The sequence below is a fragment of the Photobacterium sanguinicancri genome (assembly GCF_024346675.1).
Classification (GTDB): domain Bacteria; phylum Pseudomonadota; class Gammaproteobacteria; order Enterobacterales; family Vibrionaceae; genus Photobacterium; species Photobacterium sanguinicancri.
Genome location: NZ_AP024850.1, coordinates 1476531 through 1495908, shown reverse-complemented (window position 1 = coordinate 1495908; position 19378 = coordinate 1476531). Strand labels below are relative to the sequence as shown.

17 protein-coding genes and 4 tRNA genes are annotated in these 19378 nt (G+C 43.5%); 20 read left to right on the top strand and 1 reads right to left on the bottom strand.

Annotated features, from left to right (window positions below):
• Positions 1 to 233 precede the first annotated feature (233 nt).
• The 7 genes from hutI (at position 234) to OCU87_RS07130 (ending at position 8596) form a co-directional block, all read left to right on the top strand.
• Positions 234 to 1469, top strand: coding sequence for an imidazolonepropionase (gene hutI, locus OCU87_RS07160; RefSeq protein WP_261858111.1), 1236 nt, complete (start codon positions 234 to 236; stop codon positions 1467 to 1469).
• Entirely contained in the window at positions 1459 to 2499 is a 1041-nt protein-coding gene (gene hutG, locus OCU87_RS07155) for a formimidoylglutamase (RefSeq protein ID WP_261858110.1), read from the top strand. Before hutI ends, hutG begins: the two co-directional genes overlap by 11 nt.
• A 232-nt stretch (positions 2500 to 2731) precedes the next feature.
• Entirely contained in the window at positions 2732 to 4435 is a 1704-nt protein-coding gene (gene hutU, locus OCU87_RS07150; protein ID WP_261858109.1) for a urocanate hydratase, read from the top strand.
• A gap of 20 nt (positions 4436 to 4455) precedes the next feature.
• Positions 4456 to 6003, top strand: a complete 1548-nt coding sequence (gene hutH, locus OCU87_RS07145; protein WP_261858108.1) for a histidine ammonia-lyase — start codon at positions 4456 to 4458, stop codon at positions 6001 to 6003.
• A 296-nt stretch (positions 6004 to 6299) separates the two neighbouring features.
• Positions 6300 to 7166, top strand: a complete 867-nt coding sequence (locus OCU87_RS07140) for a fructosamine kinase family protein (protein WP_261858107.1) — start codon at positions 6300 to 6302, stop codon at positions 7164 to 7166.
• Positions 7167 to 7255: 89 nt separating this feature from the next.
• On the top strand, positions 7256 to 7909 hold the full coding sequence (gene hxpB, locus OCU87_RS07135) for a hexitol phosphatase HxpB (RefSeq protein ID WP_062691145.1): 654 nt from the start codon (positions 7256 to 7258) through the stop codon (positions 7907 to 7909).
• Between the two features lie 483 nt (positions 7910 to 8392).
• Positions 8393 to 8596 (top strand): CPXCG motif-containing cysteine-rich protein, encoded by a 204-nt coding sequence (locus OCU87_RS07130; RefSeq protein WP_062691128.1) that lies wholly within the window; start codon positions 8393 to 8395, stop codon positions 8594 to 8596.
• An 87-nt stretch (positions 8597 to 8683) separates the two neighbouring features.
• On the opposite strand, the gene OCU87_RS07125 is transcribed toward OCU87_RS07130, so the two are convergent.
• A complete protein-coding gene (locus OCU87_RS07125; RefSeq protein ID WP_062691146.1) occupies positions 8684 to 9292 on the bottom strand; it encodes a riboflavin synthase in 609 nt (202 codons plus the stop codon).
• A gap of 238 nt (positions 9293 to 9530) precedes the next feature.
• Between OCU87_RS07125 and OCU87_RS07120 the strand changes: the two genes are divergently transcribed.
• From OCU87_RS07120 to OCU87_RS07055, 13 genes are all read left to right on the top strand, one after another.
• A complete protein-coding gene (locus tag OCU87_RS07120) occupies positions 9531 to 11357 on the top strand; it encodes a sensor domain-containing diguanylate cyclase (RefSeq protein WP_062691129.1) in 1827 nt (608 codons plus the stop codon).
• Positions 11358 to 11535: 178 nt separating this feature from the next.
• Positions 11536 to 12906 (top strand): MATE family efflux transporter, encoded by a 1371-nt coding sequence (locus tag OCU87_RS07115; protein WP_062691130.1) that lies wholly within the window; start codon positions 11536 to 11538, stop codon positions 12904 to 12906.
• Positions 12907 to 13114: 208 nt separating this feature from the next.
• On the top strand, positions 13115 to 13375 hold the full coding sequence (locus tag OCU87_RS07110; protein WP_062691131.1) for a DUF5062 family protein: 261 nt from the start codon (positions 13115 to 13117) through the stop codon (positions 13373 to 13375).
• Positions 13376 to 13668: 293 nt separating this feature from the next.
• Positions 13669 to 14016: a rhodanese-like domain-containing protein gene (locus OCU87_RS07105; protein WP_261858106.1), complete on the top strand. Its 348-nt coding sequence runs from the start codon at positions 13669 to 13671 to the stop codon at positions 14014 to 14016.
• Between the two features lie 100 nt (positions 14017 to 14116).
• The gene (locus OCU87_RS07100; protein ID WP_261858105.1) at positions 14117 to 15271 is read left to right on the top strand and encodes a DUF3080 domain-containing protein; all 1155 of its coding nucleotides are present in this window, start codon (positions 14117 to 14119) and stop codon (positions 15269 to 15271) included.
• Positions 15272 to 15442: 171 nt separating this feature from the next.
• Positions 15443 to 15519 (top strand) — tRNA-Val (locus OCU87_RS07095).
• 44 nt (positions 15520 to 15563) lie between these two features.
• Positions 15564 to 15640 (top strand) — tRNA-Val (locus tag OCU87_RS07090).
• Positions 15641 to 15683: 43 nt separating this feature from the next.
• Positions 15684 to 15760, top strand: a tRNA-Val gene (locus OCU87_RS07085).
• Positions 15761 to 15803: 43 nt separating this feature from the next.
• Positions 15804 to 15880, top strand: a tRNA-Val gene (locus tag OCU87_RS07080).
• A 68-nt stretch (positions 15881 to 15948) separates the two neighbouring features.
• Entirely contained in the window at positions 15949 to 16458 is a 510-nt protein-coding gene (locus tag OCU87_RS25040) for a helix-turn-helix domain-containing protein (protein ID WP_390960646.1), read from the top strand.
• An 11-nt stretch (positions 16459 to 16469) separates the two neighbouring features.
• Positions 16470 to 17300, top strand: a complete 831-nt coding sequence (locus OCU87_RS07065) for an IS3 family transposase (RefSeq protein WP_239928692.1) — start codon at positions 16470 to 16472, stop codon at positions 17298 to 17300.
• Between the two features lie 207 nt (positions 17301 to 17507).
• Positions 17508 to 17873, top strand: a complete 366-nt coding sequence (locus OCU87_RS07060; protein WP_062690398.1) for a hypothetical protein — start codon at positions 17508 to 17510, stop codon at positions 17871 to 17873.
• Between the two features lie 420 nt (positions 17874 to 18293).
• Positions 18294 to 19376 carry a porin gene (locus tag OCU87_RS07055; protein ID WP_261858104.1) on the top strand — a complete coding sequence of 361 codons (1083 nt, stop codon included), beginning with the start codon at positions 18294 to 18296 and terminating at the stop codon, positions 19374 to 19376.
• Positions 19377 to 19378: the final 2 nt, after the last annotated feature.

Genomic DNA, 19378 nt, shown 5'->3' with positions numbered 1-19378 from the left:
AACATCGCTTTCTCTTTCTTTACTCTCCCCAACACCACAATGACTTTTATTCATTTTTTAAACTGAATTCATCGACAGCGACTTATATATTTCCTACTGATCTTGCTCACAAAACTAGCTTAACACTCTCTGAACTCAGTATAACGATCACATTTCTTTTACATCTCATCTTGAGTTCAGTGAGAAAATTGTCTATTTATTTGTATATACATTAATAACATTGTGGGATAATCATGGATCGTGTTCTTACTAATCTAAAGCTCGTTACTATGCAGCCAATAGCAAATCAGTCCGCTGATGAAAACAATGGCTATCATATTATCGACAATGCAGTGATCGGCATTATCAATGGTAAGATCAGCTATATCGGATCATCAGATCATGTCGATCTTCATGGTCATCCTGATGTTATTGATTGCCAACAAGCCTTGGTCACTCCGGGTATTATTGATTGTCATACTCACCTCATTTTCGCGGGGAATCGCGCCAATGAGTTTGAACAACGTTTGCAAGGTGTACCATACGAAACTATCGCTAAAGCGGGTGGCGGTATTCTTGCTACAGTTCAAGCCACCCGAGCTGCAAGCGAAGACGAGCTTTACGAATTAGCTATTGATCGGTTGGAAGGATTAAAACGTGACGGCGTAACAAGCATTGAAATTAAATCTGGCTATGGGCTGACCCTCGAAGATGAAATAAAGATGCTACGCGTAGCAAAATCCATTGGCGAACTTGAAGACATAAAAGTCAGCACCACATTGTTGGCAGCACATGCCCTTCCTCCAGAGTATCAACATAATGCCGATGGCTATATCGATCATATCTGCACTGAAATAATTCCCGTTGTCGCAGCTGAGAAGTTAGCAGATGCTGTCGACGTGTTTTGCGAGAACATTGGCTTTAGCAATCAACAATGTGAGCGTGTGTATGCTGCTGCACTTGCACATGGATTGAAGATTAAAGGCCATACTGAACAGCTATCTAATCAAGGTGGAAGCCAACTTGCTGCATCAATGGGGGCAACATCCGTTGATCATATTGAGTACCTGGATGATGCTGGTGTTACCGCACTCCAAAAATACGGAACGGTAGCGACTTTGTTACCCGGTGCATTCTATTTCCTTCGTGAAACCCAATATCCTCCTATCGATGCACTTCGCAAGGCCAAAGTGCCAATGGCGATTGCCAGTGACTTTAACCCAGGCACTTCACCTATCGCTTCAATGCGCATGATGATGAACCTTGCCTGTACCCTCTTTAGACTCACACCAGAAGAAAGCCTGCGAGGTGTTACCTGTCATGCAGCTCAAGCCCTAGGGTTAGGGGAAAGTCGAGGGCAAATTCGTGTTGGTATGGATGCAGATCTGGCTATATGGCAGCTAGTACACCCGGCTGAATTATCGTATCGCATTGGCGTACCGGATTTGCTCGCCCGTGTTGTTGATGGAGAGTTCTTTTATGCCGATTGATATGCGTTCCGCAGTGATAGACATGAGCCCTTGGCAAGGCCGAAATGACGCTGAAGATAGCGATCGTGGTTTACGTTGGCACCATCAAGTACAGCCAGCCGATAACGCCAACGATGAAGGCATCATGTTATTAGGCTTTGCGTGTGATGAGGGCGTAAGCCGCAACAAGGGGAGAACTGGCGCTTATGATGCCCCAGTGGTGATTCGTAAAGCTCTGGCAAACCTAGCTTGGCACCATAAAGAACCTATCTATGATGGCGGCGATATCCATTGCGATGACGGTAACCTTGAACAAGCTCAGTTACGATTAGCTAACGATGTATCACAAGCCCTTCGCCAAAAACACAAAGTGATTGTTTTTGGTGGTGGCCATGAAGTCGCTTGGGGGACTTTTCAAGGTTTAGGCCGATACATTCAACAAAAGCAAACTCAGCAACACGAGATATCATCGTCTGACTATCCACCCCAACACGTGCCGCGCATTGGCATTATTAATTTTGATGCGCATTTTGATTTAAGGAGCCTACCAGCAGCCTTAGGTGGGAACCTTGGAAGCTCAGGCACACCTTTTCATCAAGCCGCTCGCTTTTGTGAACTGCAAAGCTGGCCATTTCATTACGCCTGCATTGGCGTGAATCAAGCCAGCAATACACAGGCACTGTTCGATAAAGCGGATGAACTTGGCGTAACTTATATTGAAGATCACAACCTCAACTATTTTGAGTTAAAACAAGGCATTGAAATTTTACAGGGCTTTATTGCTGAATGTGATTACCTCTACCTCACGATTGATATGGATGCCTTCCCTGCTTCTGTAGCACCTGGTGTTAGTGCACCAGCTGCCAGAGGGATCCCGCTCGATATTTTTGAGGCGTTGTTACAACCCATATTTGCTGCAAAAAATGCACAACACGAAAACAAATTACTTGTTGCCGACATTGCAGAGCTAAACCCTCGCTTTGATATCGATAATCAAACTGCGCGGTTAGCTGCAAGGCTGACATGGCTGATTGCACAATCTATTCGTTAAGGCGCAACCTATCCATTAGACACCATGATTTCACAAGACACTGTTGATTCATAAAACACTGTCGATTCATAAAAACTGTGAATTAATGAAACACAGCCAAATCTAGCAACACATCAACAGTACAAACTAAATTCGCATCGTTCATACCCGTTTACACAAGCGTTTACATAGGCGTTTACATAGGCATTTACATAAACACTAACCTATGGGTAGATACCGCAAGGAGAGCAAAATGACGCACCACTCAGCAACATCTCGTTTAGATGAAAACCGAACTATTAGCGCCCCGACAGGGACATCACTTAGCGCTAAATCATGGTTAACAGAAGCCCCTCTTAGAATGCTAATGAACAACCTTCATCCTGATGTGGCCGAGCATCCTCACGCGTTAGTTGTGTATGGTGGGATAGGCCGTGCAGCCCGTAACTGGGAATGCTACGACAAAATCGTTGAAGTACTTAAACGACTAGAAGATAACGAAACGCTTTTAGTGCAATCAGGTAAACCTGTTGGTGTATTCCAAACCCATAAAGATGCACCTCGTGTACTTATCGCCAACTCCAACCTTGTTCCGCATTGGGCCAACTGGGAACACTTTAACGAGCTCGATAAACAAGGCTTGATGATGTACGGTCAAATGACCGCAGGTAGCTGGATCTACATTGGATCCCAAGGGATCGTCCAAGGCACTTACGAAACCTTTGTTGCAATGGCAAAACAACACTTTGACGGTGTCGCTAATGGGCGCTGGATTTTAACAGGCGGCTTGGGCGGTATGGGCGGAGCCCAACCACTGGCTGCCACCATGGCTGGCTTCTCTATGCTTGCTGTTGAATGTGATGAAAGCCGAATTGATTATCGTCTTCGTACGGGCTATGTCGACTGTAAAGCCACCAGCCTCGATGAAGCGTTAGCCATCATTGAAGAATCAAAACAAACGGGTAAACCGGTTTCTGTTGGCTTATTAGGCAATGCCGCCGATGTTTATTCAGAGCTCGTTAATCGTGGTATTACACCCGATGCAACGACAGATCAAACCTCAGCACATGACCCACTTAACGGCTATTTACCACAAGGTTGGAGCTTAGAATACGCAGCAACAATGCGCCAAAAAGATGAAGCAGCCGTGGTAAAAGCGGCCAAACAGTCGATGGCAGTTCAAGTAAAAGCCATGTTAGCGCTGCAAAGCAACGGTTCAGCGACTGTCGATTATGGTAATAACATCCGCCAAATGGCATTTGAAGAAGGCGTAGAAAATGCCTTTGATTTCCCAGGGTTTGTTCCTGCCTATATTCGACCTTTATTTTGTGAAGGTGTGGGCCCGTTCCGCTGGGCAGCGCTATCAGGCGATCCTGAAGATATCTATAAAACCGATCAGAAAGTAAAAGAGCTGATCCCAGACAATCCACAGCTACATAACTGGTTAGACATGGCGCGCGAGCGCATTCAGTTTCAAGGTTTACCTGCGCGTATTTGCTGGGTTGGTTTGAAAGACCGCGCACGTTTAGGCGCCGCATTCAACGAAATGGTCAGAAATGGCGAACTTAAAGCACCTATTGTCATTGGCCGTGACCACCTTGATTCAGGCTCAGTCGCTAGTCCAAACCGCGAAACTGAAGGCATGATGGATGGTTCTGATGCTGTTTCTGATTGGCCGTTGCTTAATGCACTACTGAATACCGCCTCTGGGGCAACCTGGGTATCACTCCACCACGGTGGTGGTGTTGGCATGGGCTTCTCTCAGCATTCAGGCATGGTGATAGTCTGTGATGGCAGCGATGATGCCGCCATACGGGTTAAACGCGTGTTACATAACGATCCCGCCACAGGCGTTATGCGCCATGCCGATGCAGGTTATGACATCGCAAAACAATGTGCCCAAGAACAAGCATTAGATCTACCTATGCTAGCTCCTAACACACACTCACAGTCATGATAACGGCAAAGGAAAGCACCATGCATCAGATTGATACCTACAACCTTGAAATAGTGCCAGGCAAGCTCAGCCTTAATCAGTTACGTGATGTGAACCGTCACCCGATTAACGTGTCATTACATTCATCAGCCTACCCTGAGATGCTCACCAGCGTTGAAGCGGTAACGCGTGTGATAGATGAAGACAAAACAGTCTATGGCATTAACACTGGCTTTGGCTTACTCGCCAACACGCGTATTGCGGTGGAAGATTTAGAAACACTCCAACGCAGTATCGTGTTGTCACATGCCGCTGGCATTGGTGAGTACATGGACGACGCAACAGTACGTCTTATGATGGTGCTGAAGATCAATAGCTTAGCGCGTGGCTATTCTGGTATTCGTCCGCTTGTCGTGGATGCGCTAATGCAGTTAGTCAACGCAGGAATATACCCCTGTATTCCGAAAAAAGGCTCAGTGGGCGCATCCGGTGACCTTGCCCCACTCGCTCACATGAGCACAGTATTACTGGGGGAAGGTGAAGCCAGAATCAAAGGGGAAGTCGTATCAGGTAAAACTGCACTAGAGTATGCAGGGCTAGCACCTATAACCCTAGCGCCCAAAGAAGGCTTAGCCCTATTGAATGGCACACAAGCCTCAACGGCATTTGCACTAGAAGGTCTGTTTGCAGCAGAAGATTTGTTTGCATCGGCTACCGTGTGTGGTGCGATGTCAGTTGAAGCAGCATTAGGCAGTCGACGTCCATTTGACCCTCGTATTCACCGTGTAAGAGGCCATCGTACCCAAATGGACGCCGCGCAGGCTTACCGTCATTTACTGGACATCTCCAGTGAGATTGGGCAATCGCATCAACAGTGTGAAAAGGTCCAAGATCCCTACTCACTGCGTTGTCAGCCTCAGGTTATGGGCGCATGCTTACAACAAATACGCCATGCCGCAGGTGTGCTCGAAGTAGAAGCCAACTCTGTCTCTGATAACCCGCTGGTCTTTGCCGACGATGACGATATTATCTCTGGCGGCAACTTCCATGCAGAGCCAGTTGCAATGGCTGCCGATAACCTCGCATTAGCCATTGCGGAGATTGGCAGTTTATCAGAACGTCGTATGGCCTTATTAATCGACAGTAGCCTAAGTAAATTACCGCCATTTCTAGTCAACAACGGCGGGGTTAACTCTGGATTTATGATTGCGCAAGTTACCTCTGCGGCACTGGCCAGCGAAAACAAAAGTTTGGCACACCCAGCTTGTGTCGACAGCCTACCAACCTCGGCTAATCAAGAAGATCACGTATCGATGGCTACGTTTGCAGCGCGCCGCCTAAATGAAATGGCTGCCAATACCCGTGGCATATTAGCAGTAGAGTTGTTAGCAGCAGCACAAGGGATAGACTTCCGTCACCCCCATAAAAGCTCACAACGCATAGAAGAAGCAAAAGCAATATTACGCGAGCGTGTCAGCTTTTACGATAAAGACCGCTATTTCGCACCTGATATTGAAAAAGCCAACGCTTTATTGCTCGAAGCACAGTACAACACACTCATGCCAGCACAATTGCTGCCAAGTGTGTGAATATAATTCGCCTAAATAATTGATAATAATCTTGTCCTAACAGAAGGTGGTTTATCCACCTTCTTTTTTTGCTCATTTCTCAATTATCGCTACGAGTCAGTCACTTGCCCATGTCTTACGTCTAAAGTTCGTTCCAATAAAAATCACGCATATTGGAATAAGACTGTAAAACCTTGATAAAAGCACGGTTATTACCACGATAAATGGTCTAAGATGTTGATGAAACGTATGACTTTCCCGCACGCAATTAGGGTTGTCATCTTTATTGTCTTGATCGAATTGCCGTGGAGGATGCTATGTGGCAAGCAATTTCTCACCAGCTTTCAGAAATACTTGATCGACCATTTAAGATTAGTGAACACCAACCGATCGAGGCCGGTGACATTAATCAATGCTATTGCATCAGCGACGGTGAAGAACGTTTCTTCATTAAACTTAATGATCGCGACCTATTACCCATCTTTGAAAGCGAAGCCGAAAGTCTTCGTCTGCTAGCTGAATCAAACAGCATTGATGTCCCTAACTACGTTCACATGGGCGTGAGTCGCGATAAGTCTTTCCTTGTGCTTAATTATCTACCAACCAAGACCATCGATGATCAATCCGCTTTTACCTTAGGTAAAGAACTCGCAGACCTTCACCTGTGGGGCGAACAAGCTGAATATGGTTTTGATTTTGACAACTACATTGGACTTACCCCACAGCCTAATAAATGGCGACGAAAATGGTGCCGTTTTTTTGCAGAACAACGCATTGCATGGCAATTACAGCTCTGTGAAGAAAAAGGGCTCAAGTTCGGTAATATCGATACCATAACAAGCAATGTTATTGAGATCTTAGTACAGCACCAACCGAAACCATCGCTACTTCATGGTGACTTATGGCATGGCAACACCGCATTAAGTGTTGCAGGACCAATCATTTTTGATCCCGCCACCTATTGGGGTGATCGTGAATGTGATATCGCCATGACAGAACTCTTCAGTGGTTTCCCTCGTCGTTTTTATGAAGGTTATGCATCTGTATGGCCACTTGATGCAGGCTATGAAGAACGTCGTGATTTATACAACCTTTATCATGTACTTAATCACTGCAACCTGTTCGGTGGAGACTATCTACTGCAAGCAGAGCACATAATTAATAAGCTCAGCTTGACTGACTAAGCTCACCTACATACTCTCACTTTTCTCCTATCGCCTGCTTATACAAACAGGCGATGTTTCATTTAGACTAACGAAGAACACAAACAATGATGTTACAAGCTGCTGTATTTGATATGGATGGCCTATTGGTCGATTCCGAACCTTTTTGGCAACAAGCTCAGGTAGAAACATTTCAAAATCTTGGCGTACAAATCAAACAAGAAGATACCTTAGAAACGACAGGGCTACGCGTAGATAAAGTCGTGGAATTGTGGTTCTCTCGCCAACCTTGGCAAGGCCCTAGCTGTGAAGAGGTTACCGCAGCACTTGTCACTCGCGTAGAAGAATTGGTTGCCGAGCATAAACCTATGATGCCCGGAGTATTGGAAACCCTCGCGCATTGTAAAGCATTAAATCTAAAGCTAGCGGTGGCATCGTCTTCACCGATGCGCTTAATAACCACCACATTAAAAGCCCTATCATTAGAAGACACCTTTGAAGTTGTGGTGTCTGCAGAGCACTTACGCTTTGGCAAACCTCACCCTGAAGTTTACATCAACGCAGCAGATGCACTTGGTGTTGCTCCAGAGTACTGCGTCGCTTTTGAAGATTCGCTCAATGGTGTACTTGCAGCAAAAGCTGCCCGTATGAAAGGGATTGCTGTACCTGAACATGTAGTGGCCGACGACCCGCGCTGGGCCATTGCTGACAGTAAACTTTCATCGCTTCACGAAGTAAATCAGCAATTATTTACAATGCTGTAAATACCTAATCGTCACAGTTTGGTGCAAGATCTTAACATCTTGCATCAAGATCAAATTTATCCGAACGATACTTTCTTCTTTGTTTCACTTCTAACACCTTCTGAAATTTTCAATCTTTTATCATCCTTTCATATACCAGAAAAAAAACTCACTTTTGCGATCCAGCTTTACACCAAGCACTGAATCTTCTTAATAAATCAAACTTTGTAGTTAATTTTAGGCATAAAGAATCACCAGGCGCTAGAGTAATAATATAGGTAAGTAATAGAAGTAACAGTAGTAAAGTGCTTCACACTACTCATAGAGTGCGGTGTGCTTATACCAGCAAAACATTTGCTCCTAATCTATTGATTTAAAACATTTCGTCCTACATAGATTAGATGTGTTTTCTGGCGACACAATGTTACATATAAATAAACTGGAAAGTGCAAAAGCAACGGATGCTTATGCTATATATGCCATGGCATATTGAGGAGCGAGATAATGAAACAATATTCTGAACAATCGGCAAGCTGCCCACACTGCGGACACCATATTCACATTACACTAGATACTAGTGGTGGTAGCCAAGAATTTTACGATGACTGCCCAGCCTGCTGCCATACAATCCATCTTAATATGCAGATTGATGAGCTACATAAAACAATCAATCTTTTCATTGATGCTGATGATGAACAGATTTTCTAAGACAAACGTAAAATTGTTGGCTCCTTAGTACGACAGAGCCCAAAGCGAACGCATTGGGCTTTTGTCAGTACAGCAGTGCAAATTTACTCAAGCTTTGTTTGCTAATACACGCTCTACGGTATCAACTACGGCTTGTGTTTGTGGGTCTATCTCAATGTTGATCATGTCACCCACGCCTCGCCAAGCTAGGTTAGTACGTGCTAACGTTTCTGGTATCAAATTCACGTTAAACGTATTATCGACCACATCACCTATCGTTAAGCTGATCCCATCAATACCGATATAACCTTTCGTAAACACATACTTTGTTTGTGCAGCTGGTAAGCTAAACCAGATCTGGCAGTTATTCGGTGTTTTGATCACCTCAGACACCGTCGCCATACACATAATGTGCCCCGACATTGAATGCCCACCAATTTCATCACCAAACTTAGCAGCGCGTTCAATATTAACGCGATCGCCGTCATTCAATAGACCAAGATTCGTCACTTTTAACGTTTCTTGCATCAAGTCAAAAGAGACTAAGTCACCATCTATCTGTGTTACTGTTAAACAACAACCGTTATGCGCAATAGACGCACCAATCTCAAGCCCTGATAGCCAAGATTTATCTAAACGAATGGTATGAGTTTGAAAGCGCTCTTTCTTACTTATTTCTACAATCGGTGCCGTACCTTGTACAATGCCTGTAAACATAACTTCCTCATCAAATACGTACTTAACATGCAACATATCCTGCATAACATTCCATACTTAGTGTCAAGATAAACCACCTAAACTCTCACTAAAAGTGCGGTTTTTAGAAGATTAGACACCAATTGATGCATTAACGTTTGAAATATTAACATCAGTTATATTATGCTTCCCTCAAAATAGCCATTACGAATAACTCGTGATGAAGCCACTATATTACTACAGGTTGGATATCTTTCTTATGGTGAAGCTTAACACCAAAAATCTAGGGTTTAGAATCCAACTGACCCTCTCTATCTTTGTCTTACTGACAGCCATCCCTATTGGCATGATGTGGTACTCAAGTTCTGAACAAATTTTGCAAAACAGTGTTCAGCAACTATTTCGCCAGTCAAACCAAGTTATCACTAGTCATTTGGATGATTTTTTCGACGAAGCGCACCTCGTTTATCAACATCAAATAACCGAGCAACAATCTCTACCTGCTGTCGTGAAACAGCGTGATAATTTATTAAAGTACTTAGCTAATGTGTTAGCACACCATGATGAGATTGATTACTTCTATTTTGCCTCCGCGAACGGTAGCTTACTCTCTCTTGGGCGTGATGAATTTGGTAACTTTATACGTATCGAGTCTGACCATGATAAAGCAGGGCCAACCACCAGCTATAGTACAGATTCTGCAGGCATTGGTACTGAAGTCATCAATACAAATGCCCATTTCGATCCTCGTACTCGCCAATGGTTCCAACGCGCGATAAAAACCAAAGGGCCCGTTTGGAGTGATATCTACCCTGGCGCGATAGAGAATGTTCTTGGTGTGAGCCTTGCTAATGCGCTATACGATAATAACGGTAACTTTTTAGGTGTCTGGGGCCTTGATCTAACGTTATCAACGCTCGAGCATGAATTGCAAAAAAACATCTTAAGCACAAACAGCCGTATTTTACTGATTAGTGATCAGGGCGCCATCATCGCAAGTTCTGACAAAGACCTCCCCGCCTTGATGAACCTTGGTACACCGTTGACACCCATCGTTAATGTAATCTGGGAAAACATTTACGGCACACCACCAAGCAATACCATTGAAGTTAATCAATACCCGCTACAAAACAGCACATGGATGACCGCCCACACCAAATATAAATTAGGAGAAGAACGTTATTTAACAATCTTACTTATTTCTCCTATTTGTGATTTTATTGGTGAGTTTATCAATGCGAAATATTACGCCGTGCTTTTTACAATCATTGCCATGTTACTTGCCATGTATTTCGGTTCCCAAGGTACACGTTACATTTTAAAACCAATCAATCAATTGCAAGCAACGGTAAAGCGAATTACTTTGGGCAAATGGAGTTCTCGTACCCAACTCGATCGTGAAGATGAATTAGGTGAGCTATCTCGCTCATTCGATAACATGGCTGAACACCTTCAAGAAACAATTTGCCAGCTTAAAGACGAACAAAAAGAGACTACACGTTTAAATAACTTATTAGCTTACAATAACCAAGAGCTTGAACGGAAAGTACAAGAGCGCACGTCTGAGCTTCAAAACGCCAATATTCAACTGCAGTTGTTAGCAAACTTTGACCCATTAACTCAAATTGCTAACCGTCGACATTTTTGGCAACTGTTTGAACAACGCAGTAAAAATAATACAGGCTGGCTTCTGATACTTGACCTTGATAACTTCAAGTCAATCAACGACACCTATGGCCACTTGGTTGGTGATCGTGTTTTACAACATTTTTGCTCCGTGTGTCAGTCTTGTATTGGAACCCATGCATTATTTGGCCGCATTGGTGGTGAAGAATTCGCGCTTTACGTGAATGACCATGATGTACTTAATATTCATCGGTACGCGCAGCAGCTCCTTGCCTGCGTAAGAAACACCCCTCTCATGCTTGATGGTAATAACATTCAGATAACCACCAGTATTGGTGTTACCCACTCGAGCCTAGACAAAAAAAATGTCTACGCTGAAGCAGATAGAATGCTATTTAAAGCCAAAACAGCGGGTAAAGACCGTGTCATCTTCTTATCAGATACATCACCGCTTTCTTAGGTCCACATCAACACACCTATTAGCCAAACTTGTATGCTCTTAGTTTTATCACTGCGGAAAACAAACTATGCTGTTTTCCAATAAACACTCGTGGAAAAGAGTGAAATGAGCACGGAAGCCATTATAATGCACACGCTTTCTGGCATCCTCCAGATAGCGCTTGAATTCAGGTATATCCATGCACAAGTACAAACGAGAAACACGTCGTTTACTCAAATTAACTATCCCCGTTCTGCTTGCCTCCGTAGCTCAAACCTCTATGGGGTTTATTGATACGGTAATGGCGGGTAGTGTTAGCGCAACCGATATGGCAGCGGTGTCTGTCGCATCCAGCATTTGGCTTCCTTCCATTTTATTTGGTGTCGGCCTACTTATTGCGCTAGTGCCTATTGTGGCGCAACTCAATGGTTCAGGAAAAAAAGACCAAATCCCTTATCAAGTCCAACATGGTTTTTTCTTAGCACTGCTCGTTTCTGTGCCCATCATGCTCGTCCTGTACAATGCAGGTACGCTGATTGACTATATGGATGTTGAACCCATTTTAGCCGAAAAAACAAATGGCTATATGTTTGCTGTGATGTTTGCCGTCCCGGGCTTTTTAATGTTCCAAACACTTAAAAGCTTTACTGAAGGGCTGTCGTTAACCATTCCGGGAATGATCATCGGTTTCATTGGCTTAGGTGCAAATATTCCACTTAACTGGATTTTTGTTAACGGTGAGTTTGGTGCGCCCGCGCTGGGTGGTGTTGGCTGTGGTGTCGCAACCGCTATTGTGTACTGGCTCATGTTCTTTGCCATGTTAGTTTACATCAAACTGAATAAACGCCTTCAAGCCGCAAAGTTATTCGAAACGTGGCACAAGCCTAACTTAGCAGCTCTAACGCGTTTATTTAAAATGGGCTTCCCTGTTGCTGCATCGATGTTCTTTGAAATATCTCTGTTCGCTGTTGTTGCTATCATGATTGCTCCTCTCGGCGCAGTCATGGTTGCGTCGCATCAAGTCGCAATGAACTTCTCTTCATTGGTGTTTATGCTACCAATGAGCCTAGGAGCAGCCGTAAGCATCCGCGTTGGTCACCAACTGGGTGAAGAAAACTTATTAGGTGCTAAAGTCAGCAGCTACTGCGGCTTAGCGACAGCCTTCATTATGGCAATCTCTACCGCAATCTTAACCGTGATATTCCGCGAACAGATCATTGCGATTTATAGTGATAATGCAGAAGTCATTCTCGTTGCCAGTCAACTATTGCTTCTAGCCGCGGTATACCAATGTACCGATGCGATTCAAATCGTGGCTGCGGGTGCATTGCGTGGCTACAAAGACATGCGCGCTATCTTCGTGCGAACCTTTATTGCATATTGGTTAATTGGCTTGCCGCTTGGTTACACATTAGGTATGACCCACTTAATCACTGAACCTATGGGACCACATGGCTTCTGGATTGGCATCATCTTTGGTTTAACATCATCAGCCATTATGCTTGGCTCTCGTTTACGTTGGTTACAGCATCAACCTGAAGATTTACAATTAGCGATGGCTACACGTTAGTTAGTTAGTTAGTTAGTTAGTTAGTTAGTTAGTTAACTTTTGCTAAAAACATCTTAGTAATTACATCAATAAGGCGGCCTAGAGGTCGCCTTATTTTTATCCCCCCTTTTCTTTGGAAATCAGCAACAGAATGTCACGTGATGATTGGTATTCCCTTTCATTTCAGATACTCTGAATAAAGTACGTTAAGGCGTGACAGGGAAAAAAGATGAAGAAAAATAAGAATGATGCAAAGTTACTCAAGAAAGCACTGGAACTCGGCATTGCGTTTGCTAAAAAGCAAGGCTATAACGATTTAGAACGTTATGTGTCTTCCACTGATAAAGTTGAATGTATTTATCGTTTACTTGTGCAATACAAACAAATCACACCACTAGCTGTAGACCAAGAAGACGGTGTCAACATGAAGCACAAATTGGTGCTATGGATCTCTCGCCTATTACCGCCCGACCACGAATTACTGAAATAACGCACTCTTCGTGACGCCCTAGAGCACGAAGACACATATCACCCCGTCATGAACTGCGACTATCTAGCAGTTCATGACGCATTGTTCTTGGGTTAATCAACTTAATCTATCAGCAACGCAGCCGCTTCTAACAACACATCAGCAAAACCAATTTTCTTTGCCAAACACGGCTATCCAACATCATTTCAATTGGCTGCACTATATTTAATAAACACGATCAAGAGAACAGATGATCTAAACCATAAGACGTAAACTAGAATCATAACTTTAGAGCGGTTTATAAGAGATAACGTATGAAAATCAACGCTGTATTATACCTATTATTGGCAATAACCTCTTTTACTGGTTGGGCATCAGAACGAAGTGAGCAAGCTTGGGGTCTCATCGAGCAAGGCGCATTCTTAGTCGATGTACGAACACCAGGTGAATTTAGCCAAGGGCATCTAACCGGCTCAACAAACTACCCGCTAGACACCATAGATACCGCTTTTGCCGATGTAGATAAATCAACGCCAATCGTCGTATATTGCCGCAGTGGTAATCGTTCAGGTCAGGCCATGAACTACTTAAAAAAAGCAGGCTTTACTCAGATCTATAACGGCGGTGGATTAGAAGAGATGCAGTCCACTCAACCTAAATAGGTCGCACAGCTCCTCTTTTGCGTTGCTGATACTGATACTGATACTGATAAAGCAACGCAGTTATTTCGTTAGGTTGGTATAAGTTGTTTATACTTTTGAAATGAATAATACGCTCACTTTCAATCGCGTAGCGAGCCTATCTTGTTATCGGTACGCTTATCTTACCTTGCGTTTGCTTGCATTAAGTTTATCAGCTTGCGCGATGCTAACAGGGTGTGACAACAGTGGTGAGCGTTACTTCAAAGACTACCATCAGCGTTTAGCCAACGTATTGGATACCGACCCGATACCTTTTCCTCCTCTTGATTCTCTGCCCAACTTCCCTTCGACACGCACTTTATATGTCCCAGTAGAAGACATCCGTATCGGGTTACTTGATGCTTACGAACTTCGTCGTTGCGGTTTATTTCAGCTTATTGCCGACCGCAACTCAAGCTTAGGAAAAGTCCAAGATAAAACTCGCCAGCTCAGATATGAATTGCTGCTATTAAACGGGCTAGAAAAATGTGTGACACAAACAGTACCTGCCAGCGATGATAATCCTATTAGTCAGCCTCTTATTGATGAGCTCACTCCCATTAAGCAAAAAAAACAACAACAGCTTAGCTCGGTAATATGGAATATGCTTGCAACGGGCAAAGAGTGGCGGCAACAGTTTGTACTTTACCCACATACTTTTGATATAGATAACTTCGCTGGCTTAACAGCAAACCTTGCAGCCATGGAGGATATATTAACGCTGTTAGAGTATTCGCAAAGCCAGCCAGATGCCGACAATAAGCCGACTCACGAGATCACACCAAAGCGTATTGATGAAGCTTTAGCAAATAGGCTGTTAATACACCAAGAAAACATTCACCGTAGCCGTTACTTTGGGCAACTGTATTACTCCATAGCGAATGCGACCCAATGGCTCAACATCACTACGCAGTTGTTGAATCAGCAAGAAAATACCATTATCTGTGGAGAAAAACGTAATCAGCAACAAGCCGAGTACCTTAAAAACGTGTTTTACCGTTTTTATAACCCTAAAATTCAATCTTACCTTGCCGAGTTAGATTCGCAATACCTCCAAGTTAAGCCTGTTTTACAACAAGTCTTTAATCAATTACCAACCAAGCACCCCGACCTTCTGGCATATAAAGAGGTCTTTATAGACGGAAATTTACACCAAGCTTTTCGAATTGCGGTTCTGGATCACACTAAATTTTGGCAGCGCACCTTTAAACGCTGCCAATTTAAAGTTGGAATATAAGAATTAATCCAAACACTTAGCATGCCAGACCAGCAAACAGTATATTTGATAACCAAACGCGCGATGAAAGCGAAAAAAGAGAACGTAAACACTTGCACGCTTAGTGGCGAATCGCTAATATCTTTTGCGTTACGTTGAATAACCTTTTTAAAGGCTAACAACGATGAAGATGCTCGCTTAGCTCAGTTGGTTAGAGTACTTGCATGACATGCAAGGTGTCACTGGTTCGAGTCCAGTAGCGAGCACCATATTTTAGATAACACGTACCACGGGTTATCATGCTGTACAATTTGCTCGCTTAGCTCAGTTGGTTAGAGTACTTGCATGACATGCAAGGTGTCACTGGTTCGAGTCCAGTAGCGAGCACCATATTTAGATAACACGTACTACGGGTTATCATGCTGTACAATTTGCTCGCTTAGCTCAGTTGGTTAGAGTACTTGCATGACATGCAAGGTGTCACTGGTTCGAGTCCAGTAGCGAGCACCATATTTAGATAGCACGTATTGCGGGTTATCATGCTGTACAATTTGCTCGCTTAGCTCAGTTGGTTAGAGTACTTGCATGACATGCAAGGTGTCACTGGTTCGAGTCCAGTAGCGAGCACCACATATAAAAAAGCCTGCTTTTGAAATGACCCCCAATAGTTGGACAACCAATTATTAGGGGTCTTTTTTATGTCCAAATATAGTCGTGAATTAAAGCTTACTATTGCTAGGCAATATCTTCATGGAACAGCATCCAGCAGACAGCTATCTAGTGAATATTCAATATCATCGAGACAAATAAGGTACTGGGCTCAGGTCTATTCGATACATGGCACCAACTCCTTCTTACCTTCCTCACATAGCAGTAGTGCGGGTAAGAAATTGCAGGCATTGAATCTGATGTGGACGAGTGGGTGGTCTCTCAGTCACACTAGCGCTGTTTTGAACCTATCCTCTCCTGGCATCTTGTCGTCATGGCTTAAAAAGTACAATGAGGCCGGTTTAGAAGGACTAGAAAACCGCCCTATAGGAAGACCTCTCATGAAATATCAATCCAAAGCTACACCAAAACCTGATGACGAAATGACCCTTGAAGAGCTGAAAGAGGAACTGGCGTACTTGCGGGCAGAGAATGCTGTTCTAAAAAAGTTGGAGGAGCTGAAACAGCAAAAGCGTCGACAAACAAAGAAAAAGCGTTAGCCGTCTCAGCTCTGAAAGAAAAGCACTCTTTAAAGCACCTACTTCGAGCCATGAAGATGGCAAGGAGTGTGTTCTACTATCAAATTCAAGCATGCCATAAGCCTGACGCTTATGAGCACGAGCTAGAAGTTATTAGATCGATTTATCATGAGCATGAGGGGCGTTATGGCTACCGCCGTATTCACTTGGAATTAAGGAATCGCGGTATCAAGCTCAATCACAAGACGGTACAACGGCTGATGACCCGTCAGGGGCTAAAATCCACGATGAGGCCAAAGAAGTATCGAGCTTATAGAGGAGAAGCAGGGAGAGCGGCACCAAACATACTTGAAAGAGACTTCAAGGCGACAAAACCTGATGAAAAGTGGGTGACAGATGTCACCGAGTTCAAGGTTAAAGGGCAGAAAGTCTATTTGTCGCCGATAGTTGACCTGTTTAATCAAGAAGTGATCTCGTTTAGGCTAGCCAAAAATGCTCGACTACCACTGGTTACGGGCATGTTGAAAGATGCAATAAAGAAACTTAGAGGACACTCAAGACCAATTGTACATAGCGACCAAGGCTGGCAATATCGGCATAAGGCTTATCAAAAGCAACTCGCTAACTGTGGTCTTGCCCAAAGTATGTCGCGAAAAGGGAATTGCCTCGATAATGCTGTAGCCGAGAACTTTTTCGCGTTGCTGAAAACAGAGATGTATCACGGGAAAAGCTTCAAAGATGCCGATGAACTGATAGAAAAGATTAAAGGGTACATAGAGTATTACAATACAAAACGTATAAAGGTAAAACTAAAAGGCCTGACTCCGATAGAATATCGAAATCAGGCCTTACAAGCCGCTTAACTAAAATGTCCAACTTAATGGGGTCACTTCATTTTTAGCAGGCTTTTTTTTATGTATTGTATTTTGCCTTGGCCCCATCGATTAAACATTCAGCTTACTGATGTGCTCACTTTATAATCAGCTGTTAAGATGATTCGTGTTTAGACTTTAAACCGAAAGTAAGCTCCTTTACTATGCCTTCATACATAGCACCTAGGGTTACAACGAATGCAAAAAGTAAAACTGACAGCAAATCCTCAAATTGCAGTTATCTTCAAAGGTTGGTCTAATGATTGGGCGAAAGAAAGCCAAGCAGATCAAAAAGACATGGCTACCAAGTTTCATACCGTTTACAAAATTGCTGCAGATGCATTTGCAAACGGCGAAGAAGTTGAGCTTACTTTCGTTTCAGCCTTATTCAGTGACTGTAAACAAAAAGCTGAAATGGCTGCAGCGATGAATGAAAAAGTCAAAGCTAGCCTACAAGCAGATGATGAACGCGCACAACGCATTATCGCTAAAGTAAATACAGCAGCCCAAGATGCTGCATACGTTGTGAATTACCTCAATAACGTATTATTGCAATCAGCCTAAACACGTTTACTGCAGGGGTATCGCCATACTCCTGCATTCTTATTAATGATGACAAACTCCCCCGCTTCCCCTTTATCTGCCTTTTAATTCAATAATCAGTATCGCCCTATTCACCCTTGTGATCACCTATGCGGATAACGCCGCTTATCCATCATATTTCATCTAACATCATAGAGCTTTTACTCTAACGCATTTTGAAGCAAACGTTACCCTGCACTGTGATTTTTTTAACACATTTTTTTGTGAAGTCAACGCAATCCAATACTCCTAACATCACATATTTGCTCACACATAATGCAGCCAAGCTGACTTTAATCACAAAATCAATGAATTGAGATTGTAAGATAACATTCTTAAATGTGAGAATTAAAACATACAAACAAGCAAATGTTACTTAAATAACATACATAAGGTCGAGTAATGAACATTAAAACGGCTAACAAAACAGCACTAGCAGTGTGTATATCTACCCTTCTCGCTTCTACTAGCCTACAAGCAGCCAATATCTATCAAAACGAAAACGGTGACAATTTAAACCTATATGGTGAAGTTGGCGTTGGTGGTCATTTTGGTGCAAATTTTGAGTACGGCGAATTTTTTAAAGACCAAGCTTACATTGACGATTCTTTTGCAACCTTGGGTGTGAAAGGTAAAAACGGCCAATTAGTTTACCGCTTAGAGCTAGATTTTGAGCGTGAAAACTGGAAGTACGGTTCTGGCGATATGGTGCTTAGCATCGATAAAATGTTCATTGGCTACGCCCTTAACGACTACCACTATGTTGAATTTGGTTTAACCGATACTGCATTTGACGATTACGACAAATGGGGTGACTTCACGTTCGATACCACAGTTGAAACAGGTGAAGCAGGCGACCAAGATGCGACGGTAAAATATGAAGGTACTTATGGCAGCTTCAAACTAGGTACGTCATACAGTTACAACGCTAAATCATCTTCTGGCTCTCTTCTTGGCGATGTTGTTAATGGTTATTTCGGCTACTTTGGCAGTCGTTTTTCAGCAGTCGTAGGTCTTGAAGGCCGCGGTGGTGCAGAAGGCGAATCTAAGTACGGTAAGCAAAAGCTTGCAGGTCTTGGTATGCGCTTCGCCGTTACCGATAACTTCCACCTTGGCTTTAATGGCTACCTTGAAGACGAAGATATAGCTCAAACCAAAACCCCTACCGATATCACAGATCCAAACAACAGCGTTCACCTTTATAACGACTATCAAACCCTTTACCGCAAAGGTGCGCTGATCTCAGGTAAATACGAATTCACACCACAATGGGAAATGACAGGCTCAGCCAACTATGAAGCCTATGAAGAGTGGGATAAAGACAGTGAATTTTGGGATACCAAAGAACACAGCTGGGGTTCAAGCCGCACATGGGGCACGTTGGGCGTGAACTTCAAACCAACGCCGTCATCAATCATTGCGCTTGAAGCTAATGCTGGCGATGCAGCACAAGATATGTACGCCTACACGCGTATTTACTTCTAATC

Excerpts from the sequence above, each read along its gene's own strand:
- hutI (WP_261858111.1), top strand. The coding sequence starts at position 234 with ATGGATCGTGTTCTTACTAATCTAAAGCTCGTTACTATGCAGCCAATA.
- hutG (WP_261858110.1), top strand. The coding sequence starts at position 1,459 with ATGCCGATTGATATGCGTTCCGCAGTGATAGACATGAGCCCTTGGCAA.
- hutU (WP_261858109.1), top strand. The coding sequence starts at position 2,732 with ATGACGCACCACTCAGCAACATCTCGTTTAGATGAAAACCGAACTATT.
- hutH (WP_261858108.1), top strand. The coding sequence starts at position 4,456 with ATGCATCAGATTGATACCTACAACCTTGAAATAGTGCCAGGCAAGCTC.
- OCU87_RS07140 (WP_261858107.1), top strand. The coding sequence starts at position 6,300 with ATGTGGCAAGCAATTTCTCACCAGCTTTCAGAAATACTTGATCGACCA.
- hxpB (WP_062691145.1), top strand. The coding sequence starts at position 7,256 with ATGTTACAAGCTGCTGTATTTGATATGGATGGCCTATTGGTCGATTCC.
- OCU87_RS07130 (WP_062691128.1), top strand. The coding sequence starts at position 8,393 with ATGAAACAATATTCTGAACAATCGGCAAGCTGCCCACACTGCGGACAC.
- OCU87_RS07125 (WP_062691146.1), bottom strand. The coding sequence starts at position 9,292 with ATGTTTACAGGCATTGTACAAGGTACGGCACCGATTGTAGAAATAAGT.
- OCU87_RS07120 (WP_062691129.1), top strand. The coding sequence starts at position 9,531 with ATGGTGAAGCTTAACACCAAAAATCTAGGGTTTAGAATCCAACTGACC.
- OCU87_RS07115 (WP_062691130.1), top strand. The coding sequence starts at position 11,536 with ATGCACAAGTACAAACGAGAAACACGTCGTTTACTCAAATTAACTATC.
- OCU87_RS07110 (WP_062691131.1), top strand. The coding sequence starts at position 13,115 with ATGAAGAAAAATAAGAATGATGCAAAGTTACTCAAGAAAGCACTGGAA.
- OCU87_RS07105 (WP_261858106.1), top strand. The coding sequence starts at position 13,669 with ATGAAAATCAACGCTGTATTATACCTATTATTGGCAATAACCTCTTTT.
- OCU87_RS07100 (WP_261858105.1), top strand. The coding sequence starts at position 14,117 with ATGAATAATACGCTCACTTTCAATCGCGTAGCGAGCCTATCTTGTTAT.
- OCU87_RS25040 (WP_390960646.1), top strand. The coding sequence starts at position 15,949 with ATGTCCAAATATAGTCGTGAATTAAAGCTTACTATTGCTAGGCAATAT.
- OCU87_RS07060 (WP_062690398.1), top strand. The coding sequence starts at position 17,508 with ATGCAAAAAGTAAAACTGACAGCAAATCCTCAAATTGCAGTTATCTTC.
- OCU87_RS07055 (WP_261858104.1), top strand. The coding sequence starts at position 18,294 with ATGAACATTAAAACGGCTAACAAAACAGCACTAGCAGTGTGTATATCT.